The sequence below is a fragment of the Tessaracoccus luoxuelianae genome (assembly GCF_055326245.1).
In genome coordinates this window covers 119,073-131,467 of record NZ_JBUZNO010000007.1, presented here as the reverse complement: position 1 = coordinate 131,467, position 12,395 = coordinate 119,073, and the positions used below count along the sequence as shown (strand labels likewise).

Genomic DNA, 12,395 nt, shown 5'->3' with positions numbered 1-12,395 from the left:
CGTGCCAGCGCGTGCCCACGCTACTGGCCGGCTCTAGTCGTCGAAGGCCTCGACGGCGCCCTCGAACTCCGCCGCGACCTTCAACTTCGCCGCGATCCTGCCGAGGAGGACGTCGGAGTCCTCGTCGTAGTCCGTGGCGATGGCTTCGAGCTCCATCGCCCGCAGACCGCTGGCCGCGTACATGGATAGGTCCCCGAGGGGGGCCGGATCGTCGTCTTCGTCCGGCATCTCTTCGCCGAGATAGTCCACCACGTCGCGCGCGATGGGCCAGTCGTTGGCCGCCGTCACGTCCGAGAGCAGCACCTCGACGGTGCGTCCGCGCACGCGGCAGATCACGAAGAATTCGCCCGCGACCGAAACCCAACCGTCGGCGCCCGAGTCACCGGGGAGGCGTCCGAGCTGGGTGATGAGTTCGTCAAGGTCATTGGCGAGGTCCACGTCCATGGGCACCGCGACCGCGCGGCCGTCCTCACGGTAGAGAGCCACCACCAGGTCCACGTCGTCCTCGGTGGCGTCCTCGAGGTCGTCGAAGTCCTCTTCTGAGTCCTCCGAGTCTGCGGAGTCTTCGCTGTCCACGTCGTTGAGGTCGAATGGCTCGGCGTCCTCTTCAAATACGTCCACGGCTCACTCCTTTCGTCGCATGCGCACCCCATCCTTGCATGACTATCCCCGGGAAACATCCCCAGGGGCCCAACCACTGCACGCCCGGGCCGGATGTGGAAAGGTAAGCGGCGTGGAACTCTGCGTCGTCACCCATCCCCTCGTCGATCACAAGCTGACACTGCTGCGCAACAAGAACACGGAGCAGCCGGTTTTCCGCAGGTTGGTGGAGGAGTTGGTGACGCTGCTGGCCTACGAGGCCACGCGTGGGGTGCGGATCACGGAGACCCACATCGAGACGCCGGTCACGGCCACCACAGGAGTGAAGTTGGCGCAGCCGGCGCCGCTGGTGGTGCCCATCCTGCGCGCGGGCCTGGGGATGTTGGACGGCATGCTTCGGCTGATGCCCACAGCAGAAGTGGGGTTCCTCGGGATGATCCGCGACGAGGTGACCCTGCAGCCGGTGACCTACGCGGAGCGTCTCCCCAATGACCTGTCGGGCCGGCAGTGCTATGTGCTGGACCCCATGCTCGCCACCGGTGGCTCGCTCGGTGGGGCGGTGCAGTATCTGGTGGATCGCGGCGCGGACGACATCACCTGCATCTGTCTCCTCGCCGCGCCCGAGGGAATCGAGAAGCTGAACCGCCTGCTGGCGGACCTGGATGTCCCGTGCACGCTGGTGGTGGCCGCCGTCGACGAGCGCCTCAACGAGCACGGCTACATCGTGCCCGGCCTGGGCGACGCGGGCGATCGTCTCTACGGCCTGGCCAACTGATCTGCACCGATCTATCCATGGCGCGGTCTCTGCGCATATGCACAGAGACCGCCCTCCACATAGATCGGTGCAGAGCTGGGGGCGCCCCCAGCGCCTGGAATCGGGTGGGCTAGCGTAGCCGGATGGCTGGTCGGACGGCGGGCTGGGTGCCCAAGCAGCACGGCGCTTGGGCCATGCTCGTCGTTCCATACCTCGCGGGCCTGGTGATGGTGCGGGACGCACGCCCCCTCGACGCGGGTGACGCGATGCTCGGCCTCACCTGGTTGGCCGCCTACTTCGCCTACAACGCCGCGACCCTCCTGCTCCGCGCACCTGCCAAGCGTCGTGGCCGCTACGTTCCTGCTCTCGCCGCCTACGGGGCCGCCACGGCCGTCCTGGGGTTGACGACGGTGGCCCTCAAAGGGTGGGGGCTACTGCTGTGGGCTCCGGTGTACGCGGTGCTGGTGGGGGCGGGACTGTGGCTGGCGTGGAAGAGACGCGACCGCTCCCTGGCCTCCGGTGTCCTCATGGTGATGGCGTCCTGCGGGCTGATGGCGGTGCTGCAGCCGTGGGGCGCCGAGGACCCGACGAGGTGGCGCGACGTGGCCATCATGGTGCTGGTCACCGCCTACTTCGTGGGCACCGTGCTGCATGTCAAGGCTCTGATCCGCGAGCGCAACGAGCCGTCCGCTGCCCAACGCTCTCAGGCGTACCACGCCGCCGTCGCACTGGTGGCCTTCGCGGCCTGGGGTGCCGGCTGGCTGGGGTGGTGGTGGCTGCCGTGGGCGGTGGCGCTGGTGGCGAGGTCGTTCTGGATGCCACGGGCCCCGAGGCGCCCGGCGCAGATCGGCGTGCTGGAGATCCTGCTGTCGGCCTGGGCATTGGCACTCACCCTCCTCGGCTGAGCGCAAGAGCGGCCGCGACTCCATCCATAGGCTCAACTCACACCGGTCAGTCGGCGGCGCCGCCGCTCAGTAGTAGTAAGGGAACTTCGACCAGTCCGGAGCCCGCTTCTCCAGGAACGAGTCGCGACCCTCAACCGCCTCGTCGGTCATGTACGCCAGGCGCGTGGTCTCCCCGGCGAACACCTGCTGCCCGATCAACCCGTCGTCGATGGCATTGAAGGCGAACTTGAGCATCCGTTGGGCAGTCGGCGACTTTCCACAGATCTTCGCTGCCCACTCCAGGCCAAGGTCCTCCAACTCGGCGTGCGGCACCACCCGGTTGACCATGCCCATGCGGTGCGCGTCCTCGGCGTCGTGCACGTCGCCCAGGAAGAAGATCTCACGGGCGAACTTCTGCCCCACCTGCCGTGCCAGGTAGGCCGATCCGAATCCGGCGTCGAAGGAGCCGACGTCGGCGTCGGTCTGCTTGAACCGCGCGTGCTCCCGTGACGCGAGCGTCAGGTCCGCGACGACGTGCAGCGAGTGCCCCCCGCCTGCCGCCCACCCGTTGACCAGGGCGATGACCACCTTGGGCATGAATCGGATGAGGCGCTGGACCTCGAGGATGTGGAGGCGGCCCAGCTTGGCTGCGTCGACGGTGTCCGCGCCCTCACCCTCGGCGTACTGGTACCCGGCGCGGCCCCGGATGCGCTGATCACCGCCGGAACAGAACGCCCAGCCGCCGTCCTTCTCCGAGGGGCCGTTGCCGGTCAGCAGCACGCAGCCGACGTCCGAGGACATCCGCGCGTGGTCCAGCGCCCGGTACAGCTCGTCGACGGTGTGCGGCCGGAAGGCGTTGCGCACCTCGGGGCGGTCGAAGGCGATCCGCACCGCTGGGACGTTCTTGGCGCGGTGGTAGGTGATGTCGGTGAAGTCGAAGCCGTCCACCGCCTCCCAGAGTTCGGGGCGGAACGGGTTGCCGGGGGCGCTCATGGGGCGAGCCTAGTGGCCGTCAACGCGCCGTCGCGACCGATCCGGCTAGCGGCCGGGAGCGCGCAACACCTCGGCGAGCCGGTCCGGGAAGTTGGTGATCAGCGCGTCGACGCCGAGACCGGCGAGCCAGAGCGCGTCGTCGTCCTTGTTGACCGTCCACGCGTGGACCTCGATGCCCGCCTCGTGGCAGAGCCAGACGAAGTTGGGCTGCTGCAGGGCCAGGTAGTGGGGGTGGAGGGCGCTGGCACCGAACCACTTCGCGTACTTCCAGGGGTCGTAGATCCCATCCGAGTACAACAGGCCGATCTGCTCGCGGGCCACTCTGCCACGCAGGTTCGCCAGCGAGAAGTGGTTGAACGACGAATACAGGACCTGGTCTTCCATGCCCGCGTCCCGCACGATGCCCAGCACGTCGTCCTCGAGGCCGGGATACAGCACGACGGTGTTCTTCAACTCGATGTTGACGCGGACCCCGGTGCCCCGGAACAGGTCAAGCGCCTCGCGCAGGGTGGGGATCTTGACGTTGCGGCGCCCGGCGAAGCCGTTGGAGAAGTCGCAGTGGCGCAGCTCTTCCAAGGTCTGATCGACCACGCGCCCGAAGCCGTTGGAGGTGCGGTTGATGGTCTCGTCGTGGATGGCTACGACGTGCCCGTCCGCGGTGCGCTGAACGTCGAACTCCACGCCGTTGGCCCCCATCTGGAGCGCCAACTGGAATGCGGGCAAGGTGTTCTCCGGCGCATAGGCGCTCGCCCCACGGTGGGCCCAGACTTCGGTTGTCACGCGGACATCCTTCCAACTCGGCGCTGTCGGCGCCACCTACCACCGCGGCCTGGCTAGGCCGGGAAGAAGAAAGGGCGCCGGGGAAAACCCCGACGCCCATCTCCAGCGCGCTCGGAGGGACTCGAACCCCCAACCTTCTGATCCGTAGTCAGATGCTCTATCCGTTGAGCCACGAGCGCTGGCCGAGTCGTAACTATACGTGGCATTGAGGTGAACGGCAAAAACGCAGGTCCAGCGGCCCGAGCCGACTGGCGTCAACCTGTTGTCAGCCCAACAGGTTGCGCAGGTAGGTGCCGTAGCCGGACTTCTCGTAGCGCGCCGCGCGCTCGGCCAGTTCGTCGGCTGTGAGGAAACCCCGCCTCCAGGCCGCCTCTTCCGGGCATCCCACCTGCAGGCCCTGGCGGGCTTGGAGCGTGCGCACGAAGTTGCTGGCGTCGTTGAGGGAGTCGAAGGTGCCGGTGTCCAGCCAGGCGGTGCCCCTGGGGAGGAGGTCGACGTGGAGGCGGCCCTGTTCCATGTAGGTGCGGTTGACGTCGGTGATCTCGAATTCGCCGCGCGGCGACGGCCGAAGGTTGGTGGCGATGTCGACCACCTGCTCGTCGTAGAAGTAGAGACCGGGCACGGCCCAGTGGGACTTCGGGTGGGTCGGCTTCTCCTCAATCGAGAGGGCCAGCCCGTTGCCGTCAACCTCCACCACGCCGTAGGCGGTGGGGTCTGCCACCTGGTAGCCGAACACCAGGGCGCCGTCGATCGACTCGGTGCGCCGCTGCAGTCTCGATCCCAGGCCGGGGCCGGAGAAGATGTTGTCGCCCAGGATCAGACAGGAAGGTCCGCCGGAGACGAAGTCCGCCCCGATCGTGAACGCCTGCGCCAACCCCTTGGGCTCGGGCTGCACCGCGAAGGTGAAGTGGACGCCGAACTGTTCGCCGTCGCCCAGGAGATGATGGAAGGCGGGCGCCTCGTGGGGCGTGGTGATGATCAGGACGTCGCGGATCCCGGCGAAGATCAGCGTGGCCAGCGGGTAGTAGATCATCGGCTTGTCATAGACCGGCATCAACTGCTTACTGGTACCCAGAGTGATCGGATGAAGCCTGGAGCCGGTCCCGCCGGCAAGAATGATCCCCCGCATGGGTCTTACCTTGGCATAGACGCACACAGGGCGGACGCGGATGCCCGCCCCCGGCCTGACCGGTGGCTCGGGCCTCGGCCAGGTAGGCTCACTGGCTGTGAAGACGATTCTGGTCACCGGTGGAGCCGGGTTCATCGGCAGCAACTTCGCGCACTGGCTGGTGGACAACACGGACGTGTCGGTCACGGTCCTGGACGCGCTGACCTATGCGGGCAACACCGCCAACCTGGCCGGCCTGGACCCCGCACGGGTGCGCTTCGTCCACGGGTCCATCCTCGATGCGCCGCTTCTCGGCACACTGGTGGCCGAGCACGACGCCGTGGTCCACTTCGCCGCCGAGTCGCACAACGACAACTCCCTCGAAGGCCCCGGGATCTTCGTCGAGACCAACATCCTCGGCACCTTCCACGTCCTGCAGGCCGTGCGGCAGTTCGACAAGCGCCTGCACCACATCTCCACCGACGAGGTCTACGGCGACCTCCAACTCGACGACCCCGCCAAGTTCACCCCCAGCACGCCCTACAACCCGTCCAGCCCCTACTCCGCGTCCAAGGCCGCCAGCGACCACCTCGTCCGCGCCTGGGTCCGATCATTCGGGGTCAACGCCACCCTCAGCAACTGCTCCAACAACTACGGCCCCCGCCAACACATCGAGAAGTTCATCCCGCGCCAGATCACCAACGTCATCGACGGCATCCGCCCCAAGCTCTACGGCGCAGGAGCGAACGTGCGCGACTGGATCCACGTCGACGACCACAACTCCGCCGTCTGGCGGATCCTGACGCACGGCCGCATCGGCGAGACCTACCTCATCGGAGCCGACGGCGAGCAGGACAACAAGACGGTCATCGAGCTCATCCTCGAACTGATGGACCAACCGGCAGATGCCTACGACCACGTCACCGACCGCGCCGGACACGATCTCCGCTACGCCATCGACGCCGCCCTGCTCCGCGAGGAACTCGCCTGGACGCCCCACTACACCGACTTCCGCCTAGGCCTGCAGGCCACCATCGACTGGTACCGCACCAACGAGGACTGGTGGCGCCCCCTCAAGGCCGCCACCGAGGCCAGGTACGCCGCCAAGGGCCAGTGATCCTCGGGGCCTGTCGAACGCCTCGGCGGTCGTATCCTGGCACCACAGCGGAAGGTGTGCGCGACATGACCCACAGCGTGATGGACTCCCCCATCGGCCCCCTGACCCTCGTCGTCAGCGACGGAGCCCTCGTGGCTGTGCTGATGGACGGACACAAGAGCCCTCCGGTGCCCGGGTCCGCGTGGGGCGACCGCGTCGACGACGCGCTCCCTGACGCCACCCGCCAGCTCACGGAGTACTTCGCCGGGGAACGCACCTCGTTCGATCTTCCCCTGGCCCCGTCGGGCACCGACTTCCAGAAGGAGGTGTGGGCGGCGCTCGCCGCGATCCCCTACGGGGAGACGCGCAGCTACGGACAGCTGGCCGTCGCCGTCGGCCGCCCCGGCGCCTCACGGGCCGTGGGCCTGGCGAACGGCCGCAACCCGATCAGCATCGTGGTGCCCTGCCACCGCGTGGTGGGGTCCGACGGGAAGCTGACCGGCTACTCCGGCGGCCCGGAACGCAAGCAGTTCCTCCTCGATCTGGAACGCAGTCACCTCGCCTTGTAGCGGAGTGGGGTTCTCTACGGCAACGACAAAGCCCCCGGGAGCACAGCTCCCAGGGGCTTGATCACAACTGGCGGAGGCGGCGGGATTTGAACCCGCGATGGGGTTGAAGCCCCAAACCCGCTTAGCAGGCGGGCGCCATAGACCGGACTAGGCGACACCTCCAGTGCCGTCACAGCCTAGCCGAGCGCTCGGCGCAGCGGCAAACACCCACCCGCACCGCCGCAGAGCCCTGACCGGCCCGGGGTTAGACTTGCCGCAGGAGGAGCCTGATGAGCGAAGACCGCCCGGCACGACGCGCCGCGCCCGACGATGACGGTGACGCCATTCCGTCATCGGGCGCTACTCCGTCGCGTGGATACGAGGCGGACGGCGGGGCCGAGATCCCCTTCCCGGCCAACGTGCGGCGCCGGATGGCCACCGATGGCGGCCCTCGGCAGTCCCTGAGGAAGTCGATGGGGCTCACGGTCATCTCGGCCCTCGTCCCAGGCCTCGGTCTGCTGGGCGCCACACGGCCGGCCTTGCGCTCACTCGGCCTCCTGACCGGGCTGGCCGCGATCGTCGGTGTGCTCTCCCTCGCCTACTCCGCCGCGACGAACACCACCCGGCTGGCCACGCTGGCGGTGAGCACTCAGTTCCTCGCCATCGCGAGCGTGACTCTGATCGCCCTGGGGCTCGTCTGGGTCACTCTCATCACCGTCACCCAACTCTCCACGCGTCCCCGTCGGCTGGGCAGCGTAAAGCGCGCCATCGGTGCGGTGCTGGTGACCGTGCTGGCCTTCGGCGTCACGGCACCCACAGCCATCGGCGCCCGCTACGCGCGCGACCAGGCGCTTCTTCTCGACAACGTGTTCACAACGGGCGAGGACGAGGTGACCTCCTCCTCGAGGCCCACGCTCACCGCCGAGGCGCACGAGGACCCGTGGGCCGACATCCCTCGCATCAACATCCTTCTGCTCGGCGCGGACGGCAGCGATTCCCGCGCTGATCAGGTGGAGGAATTCAGCATCCGCACCGACACCATCATGCTGGCCTCGATCGACACCGGCACGGGCGCCACCACACTCATCCAGATCCCGCGCAATGTGCAGTACACGCCCTTCCCCGAGGGCAGCGAAATGGACGAGGCTTTCCCCAACGGGTTCCGCGGGGAGCCCGCCGGCGACTGGTATATCAACAGCATCTGGGCGCACACCGAACTCGGCTTCCCGGACCTGTTCGCCGGCTCCACCTACCGCGGCGCTGAGGCCCTCAAGCAGGGGGTGGAGGGGATCACCGGGCTCAAGGTGGACTACTTCGCGATGCTCAACATCGACGGGGTGCAGCAGCTCATCGACGCGATGGGCGGGGTGACCGTCAACATCAACCAGCGCCTGGCCATCGGCGGCAACAGCGAGGGAATGAAGCCCTCCGGCTACCTCGAGCCCGGCCCGGACCAGCACCTGATGGGATATGACGCCATGTGGTACGCCCGCAGCCGCCTGGACTACTCGGACTACGACCGGATGGCCCGCCAATCCTGCCTCGTCAGCGCCATCATCCGACAGGCGAACCCAGCCACCATGCTGACGCGCTACGAGGCGATCGCCGCCGCCTCGTCGCAGATGATCGTCACCGACATTCCGCAGCGGGACCTGCCGGCAATCGTCGAGCTCGCGCTGCGGGTCAAGGATGCTCCGGTGACGCGCCTCGTGTACTCGCCCGGCAAGAACGGGTACTCCTACGAGTACCCGGACTTCGAGGCGATGCGCGCCGCCGCTGAGGAGGCCATCGCGGCCACCATCGCGTCCCCCAGCCCCACCGCCGTTCCGTCGGTCAGCGCCGTCGCATCGCCCACCGGTTCCGCCGCCGCTTCGGCGTCACCGTCGGCCAGCTCCGCTTCACCCTCCCCCACCGGCGACCTGACCGACGGCGCGCAGAACGTCACGGACGCGTGCGCATGGCACGGCGGGGAGGACGATGAGGGCTAGGTCCGGCTTAGCCCAGGCTTAATCCTGGCCTACTGTGCTTAGGGCGTTTGATGCAGTGCAGGGGTCGAGGGTCCTCGGTACGGCTGACGGAGGGCCGTTGATGGTCGCCTCCGAGGGTTCTTGGCGACTGGTTCGACACGATCCTACGCGTCTGGGCTGACGGTCGGTTCGGGACTGTGTCCCGTGAGGCCCTGCCCCCAGGTCAGGAGGCGACGCTTGATCGCGTCCAGGTCTGTGGAGCTGATGCCGTACTCCGCGATGTCATCGGGAACAAGCGATTCGACAGCGCGGAGTCGCGTGGCGAACAGGGTCACGTCGAATCCCGGGTCATGCTGGGCGGCTAAAGACAGGAGATGATCCTCGGCGAAGCGGCCGGATTCTCGGATCGCATCGACATCGAGGTAGTCGCGTGGCTCGCCTCGGCTGTACAGCGCGCCCACCTTGTTCGCGACTGCGTCCTCGATCGCCAAGACCGGTCCAACTTCCAGCCGGATTGGGTCGTGGGCGCGCCAGTCAAGCCCCAGATCCACCTCGAAGACGTAACCCTCACGTGTGGTGAGCAGCAAGCGAGCGAAATGGCTGCTCAGCCGGCCCACTTCGCAGGTGTAGCGGTGGGCAGTCAGCGTCGCTATCGCCGTGTCGATGGCATCGCTGAACCCAGCCGCGGCCCGGGCCGGCGCGAACAGGTCGATATCGTTGGTCGGCCGATCGATCAGCCCGTGCTCGCGGATAGCACCCGAGCCTGCGAGAGCGAATCCTGCCGGACCGATCGCAGCCAGAATGATGCGAGCGGCTTGCCGCTGGTGCTCTTCACCGGTCGGCATCAGGTCGACGCCGCCCGACGCAACTCGGGGAACCGGGACTCCCAGAGGGCAAGGCATCGTGGAGGCAGCGCGAGGTCAGGCCACACCTCGACCAGCCGGGCCGCGTTGAGCATGGCCTCCTGAAGGTCAGTGGTTCCTTCCCGCACCAGGTTGCGGTACGCCTTGTGGAGGCCGCTTCGCGTGTCAAGGTCGGCAGTCGGATCAGGGCCCCAGTGCACCGTACGAGGCAAGATAAGCACCCCAGTGGCGGGGCCTCGCAAGGCATCCAGCGATCGCGGAGTCTCGAAAGGAAAGAGGTCCTGGTAGAGCACGCGCGCTTCCATGGCTGCAACTCCTTTCCCGTCGCGTCTAGTCCCATTCAGCGTAGCGGGCGACACCGACACTGCCCAGAGGCCTCCTTCACCCCGCTCATACCGGCCACCGTCACCCTGGTGGCCGGTGGCGGTGTGCGGCGCGGATCACTCGTTAGGTGCTAAAGGCCATCCAGGCGCATCTAGAGGTGGGGGCTAGGTCTAGGTCGGGAGGTCTGGCCCGGTCTAGCCCTTCGCGGCCTTGAGGCGAGCACGGACCTCGGCCAGCACTTCGTCGATCTGGGCGCGATCCCCTCCGGGGAACAGCAGGTGGGTGCGGCGGACGGCGCCGTGGTAGATCGTCACGTGCGAGCCCTCCTGTGACTGCGTCACCTTGCTCACGTCTGCCCACTGCCCCGCGTGATCGACGCCTGGGCCGAGGAGCCGGTAGCCCTCGTCTGTCAGGGTGAACCGGACAGCCAGCCTGTTGAGCGACACGAAAGCGCCGATCATCAGTGCAGTTCCGGCGACGAGCAGGAGAACTGCCACCACCACGAACGCCACATGCCACCCCTGGCTTAGCGCCGCCACCAGCAGCAGTGCGCCGGCAAGGTCTGCCACCGCGGCGGTGACGAAGGCGCGCACGGGTGGCTGTGGCTTGATGACGTGGGTGCTCTCGGGCATGGGCCAAGACTACTCAGAGTGGGCTCCGGGCCCGCGGAAGCGGCGAGGGTGGGATTCGAACCCACGGAGAGTTGCCCCTCGGCCGCTTTCAAGGCGGCTGCACTAGTCCACTATGCGACCTCGCCAGTGCCCGACCATGTTAGCGCCTCGACGCCGGCGGGTAGGGTGCGGTATCCGAGCTGGAGAGGAGTGGGATGCCGCCGAAGTCACCACTGCCGCCCCGCCACGGATTGCAGGCCGCCTGGGTGCGCACCCCGGACCGCGACCCCTCCGATCCGGCGCCCTGGCCCACGATGCGTGACTGGCTGGTCCACAAGCTAGCGCCGTCCCCGGAGGACGTCGACGAGATGCTGGCGCGGGGCGTCTTCGTCGACCACCACGGCCGGCCGTGGACCGGGCTCGAGGACTACAGCCCCCACACCTTCGTGTGGTTCCATCGGGAATTGCGCGACGAGGCACCGGTGCCGGGAGAACTCACGCTCCTCCACCTCGACGATCGAGTGGCGGTGTTCGACAAACCGCACTTCCTGTCCACCATCCCGCGCGGGCGGCACGTCCTGGAGTCGGCCGTCGTCAAGGCCCGGGCGGCGCTTGGCCTGCCAGAGCTGTCGGCCGCCCACCGCCTGGACCGCGGCACCGCCGGCGTCCTGCTCATGACGACGGCGAAGCGATGGAGGGGCGCCTACCAGAGCGTCTTCGCCGATCGGCTCGCCACCAAGGTCTACCACGCCATCGCCCGGTTCGACCCGGCCCTCGAGTTACCGAGGCGCGTCGAATCACACCTGGTCAAACGCGTGGGCACGCTGCAGACCGAGACTCTCAACCTCCCGCCGAACGCAATCACCAACATCGACGTCCTTGAGGTGCGGGGGGACCATGCGCTCTATGAGGTGCGTCCCCTCACCGGCCGCACCCACCAGATCCGCGCCCACTTCCACCAGTTGGGCATTCCTCTCCTCGGGGACCCCCTGTACCCGGTTGTACTGCCCACGGAGATCGACGACTTCTCCACCCCGCTGCGGCTGCTCGCCCACCGCCTGGAGTTCCCCGACCCGGTCGACGGCGCCCCGCGCAGCTTTGTGAGCCGCCGGGGACTCGTCTGGCCCGGCTGACTCGACTCCGCGCGTCTGCGGTTAGTGTGAAACATGGCACTCTCGCGCAAACAAGCCTCCGAGGCTCTCCCCGTCTGGCGCTACCTCCTCGGCCGGATGCACCTCACTGTCGACGCCGGCTCCTTCACGTCCGCGCTCGACCTCGTCAACGACGTCGGCCGGATCGCGGAGGAGCACAACCACCACCCGGAGATCGACCTGCGCTACTCGCGGGTCCACCTCGCCGTGGCCAGCCACGACGCCGGCGGCATCACTGAGCGCGACGTGGCCTTCGGGTCAGCGGTCGCGGACCTGGTGGCCGCTCGGGGTCTCGAGCCGGTGACGTCGAACCTGGCCGAGATCGAGATCGCCATCGACGCGCTCGACATCCCCGCCGTACTCCCCTTCTGGCGCGCGATCACGGGCTACGCCGACGACGGGCCGGAGGCGCTGATCGACCCCCAGTTGATCGGCCCACCCATCTGGTTCCAGCATATGGACGCGCCCAGGACGCAGCGCAACCGGATCCACCTGGACCTCACGGTGGCCCACGACGAGGCCAGGAACCGGCTGGACCGGGCGCTGGCCGCGGGCGGGACGCTGGTGAGCGACGAGGCGGCGCCCCGGTTCTGGGTGTTGTGCGATCCCGAGGGCAACGAGGTGTGCCTCTGCACCTGGCAGGGCCGCGACGAAGACGATCCCACGGACGGCTAGGGGCCGCACAGCCCTCCGTCCAGGGGCGCGCGTGTGGCAGG

14 protein-coding genes and 3 tRNA genes are annotated in these 12,395 nt (G+C 67.9%); 7 read left to right on the top strand and 10 right to left on the bottom strand.

Features of this window, described 5'->3' with window-relative positions:
* Positions 1-33: 33 nt before the first annotated feature.
* Positions 34-621, bottom strand: a complete 588-nt coding sequence (locus tag ACZK39_RS11885; protein WP_182798814.1) for a tRNA adenosine deaminase-associated protein — start codon at positions 619-621, stop codon at positions 34-36.
* 112 nt (positions 622-733) lie between these two features.
* On the opposite strand from ACZK39_RS11885, the gene upp reads away from it, so the two are divergent.
* Together upp and ACZK39_RS11875 are read left to right on the top strand one after the other, a co-directional pair.
* Positions 734-1,375, top strand: coding sequence for a uracil phosphoribosyltransferase (gene upp, locus ACZK39_RS11880; RefSeq protein ID WP_370585671.1), 642 nt, complete (start codon positions 734-736; stop codon positions 1,373-1,375).
* Positions 1,376-1,497: 122 nt separating this feature from the next.
* Positions 1,498-2,259: a YwiC-like family protein gene (locus ACZK39_RS11875; protein WP_463613409.1), complete on the top strand. Its 762-nt coding sequence runs from the start codon at positions 1,498-1,500 to the stop codon at positions 2,257-2,259.
* 66 nt (positions 2,260-2,325) lie between these two features.
* Here ACZK39_RS11875 and ACZK39_RS11870 read toward each other — a convergent pair whose 3' ends face one another.
* From ACZK39_RS11870 to rfbA, 4 genes are all read right to left on the bottom strand, one after another.
* Positions 2,326-3,231, bottom strand: a complete 906-nt coding sequence (locus tag ACZK39_RS11870; protein WP_463613408.1) for a 1,4-dihydroxy-2-naphthoyl-CoA synthase — start codon at positions 3,229-3,231, stop codon at positions 2,326-2,328.
* 45 nt (positions 3,232-3,276) lie between these two features.
* Positions 3,277-4,011 (bottom strand): glycerophosphodiester phosphodiesterase, encoded by a 735-nt coding sequence (locus ACZK39_RS11865; protein WP_463613407.1) that lies wholly within the window; start codon positions 4,009-4,011, stop codon positions 3,277-3,279.
* Between the two features lie 106 nt (positions 4,012-4,117).
* A tRNA-Arg gene (locus ACZK39_RS11860) sits at positions 4,118-4,190 on the bottom strand.
* Between the two features lie 86 nt (positions 4,191-4,276).
* The gene (gene rfbA / locus ACZK39_RS11855; protein ID WP_463613406.1) at positions 4,277-5,140 is read right to left on the bottom strand and encodes a glucose-1-phosphate thymidylyltransferase RfbA; all 864 of its coding nucleotides are present in this window, start codon (positions 5,138-5,140) and stop codon (positions 4,277-4,279) included.
* A gap of 97 nt (positions 5,141-5,237) precedes the next feature.
* On the opposite strand from rfbA, the gene rfbB reads away from it, so the two are divergent.
* Together rfbB and ACZK39_RS11845 are read left to right on the top strand one after the other, a co-directional pair.
* A complete protein-coding gene (gene rfbB / locus ACZK39_RS11850; protein ID WP_463613405.1) occupies positions 5,238-6,236 on the top strand; it encodes a dTDP-glucose 4,6-dehydratase in 999 nt (332 codons plus the stop codon).
* 65 nt (positions 6,237-6,301) lie between these two features.
* On the top strand, positions 6,302-6,784 hold the full coding sequence (locus tag ACZK39_RS11845) for a methylated-DNA--[protein]-cysteine S-methyltransferase (RefSeq protein ID WP_463613404.1): 483 nt from the start codon (positions 6,302-6,304) through the stop codon (positions 6,782-6,784).
* A 68-nt stretch (positions 6,785-6,852) separates the two neighbouring features.
* Here the strand turns inward: ACZK39_RS11845 and ACZK39_RS11840 are convergent.
* Positions 6,853-6,946, bottom strand: a tRNA-Ser gene (locus ACZK39_RS11840).
* Between the two features lie 107 nt (positions 6,947-7,053).
* On the opposite strand from ACZK39_RS11840, the gene ACZK39_RS11835 reads away from it, so the two are divergent.
* Positions 7,054-8,751, top strand: a complete 1,698-nt coding sequence (locus ACZK39_RS11835) for an LCP family protein (RefSeq protein WP_463613403.1) — start codon at positions 7,054-7,056, stop codon at positions 8,749-8,751.
* Positions 8,752-8,894: 143 nt separating this feature from the next.
* Here ACZK39_RS11835 and ACZK39_RS11830 read toward each other — a convergent pair whose 3' ends face one another.
* From ACZK39_RS11830 to ACZK39_RS11815, 4 genes are all read right to left on the bottom strand, one after another.
* A complete protein-coding gene (locus ACZK39_RS11830) occupies positions 8,895-9,575 on the bottom strand; it encodes a nucleotidyl transferase AbiEii/AbiGii toxin family protein (RefSeq protein ID WP_463613402.1) in 681 nt (226 codons plus the stop codon).
* The gene (locus tag ACZK39_RS11825; protein WP_463613401.1) at positions 9,575-9,721 is read right to left on the bottom strand and encodes a hypothetical protein; all 147 of its coding nucleotides are present in this window, start codon (positions 9,719-9,721) and stop codon (positions 9,575-9,577) included. Before ACZK39_RS11825 ends, ACZK39_RS11830 begins: the two co-directional genes overlap by 1 nt.
* A 390-nt stretch (positions 9,722-10,111) precedes the next feature.
* Complete coding sequence (locus tag ACZK39_RS11820) at positions 10,112-10,549, bottom strand: hypothetical protein (RefSeq protein ID WP_463613400.1); 438 nt, start codon at positions 10,547-10,549, stop codon at positions 10,112-10,114.
* Positions 10,550-10,589: 40 nt separating this feature from the next.
* A tRNA-Ser gene (locus ACZK39_RS11815) sits at positions 10,590-10,674 on the bottom strand.
* A 168-nt stretch (positions 10,675-10,842) separates the two neighbouring features.
* Here ACZK39_RS11815 and ACZK39_RS11810 point away from each other — a divergent pair.
* Positions 10,843-11,661 carry a pseudouridine synthase gene (locus ACZK39_RS11810; RefSeq protein WP_463613474.1) on the top strand — a complete coding sequence of 273 codons (819 nt, stop codon included), beginning with the start codon at positions 10,843-10,845 and terminating at the stop codon, positions 11,659-11,661.
* A 33-nt stretch (positions 11,662-11,694) separates the two neighbouring features.
* Positions 11,695-12,354, top strand: a complete 660-nt coding sequence (locus ACZK39_RS11805; RefSeq protein ID WP_463613399.1) for a 4a-hydroxytetrahydrobiopterin dehydratase — start codon at positions 11,695-11,697, stop codon at positions 12,352-12,354.
* Positions 12,355-12,395 lie beyond the last annotated feature (41 nt).

Excerpts from the sequence above, each read along its gene's own strand:
- ACZK39_RS11875 (WP_463613409.1), top strand. The coding sequence starts at position 1,498 with ATGGCTGGTCGGACGGCGGGCTGGGTGCCCAAGCAGCACGGCGCTTGG.
- ACZK39_RS11870 (WP_463613408.1), bottom strand. The coding sequence starts at position 3,231 with ATGAGCGCCCCCGGCAACCCGTTCCGCCCCGAACTCTGGGAGGCGGTG.
- rfbA (WP_463613406.1), bottom strand. The coding sequence starts at position 5,140 with ATGCGGGGGATCATTCTTGCCGGCGGGACCGGCTCCAGGCTTCATCCG.
- ACZK39_RS11845 (WP_463613404.1), top strand. The coding sequence starts at position 6,302 with ATGACCCACAGCGTGATGGACTCCCCCATCGGCCCCCTGACCCTCGTC.
- ACZK39_RS11835 (WP_463613403.1), top strand. The coding sequence starts at position 7,054 with ATGAGCGAAGACCGCCCGGCACGACGCGCCGCGCCCGACGATGACGGT.
- ACZK39_RS11830 (WP_463613402.1), bottom strand. The coding sequence starts at position 9,575 with ATGCCGACCGGTGAAGAGCACCAGCGGCAAGCCGCTCGCATCATTCTG.
- ACZK39_RS11820 (WP_463613400.1), bottom strand. The coding sequence starts at position 10,549 with ATGCCCGAGAGCACCCACGTCATCAAGCCACAGCCACCCGTGCGCGCC.
- ACZK39_RS11810 (WP_463613474.1), top strand. The coding sequence starts at position 10,843 with ATGCGTGACTGGCTGGTCCACAAGCTAGCGCCGTCCCCGGAGGACGTC.
- ACZK39_RS11805 (WP_463613399.1), top strand. The coding sequence starts at position 11,695 with ATGGCACTCTCGCGCAAACAAGCCTCCGAGGCTCTCCCCGTCTGGCGC.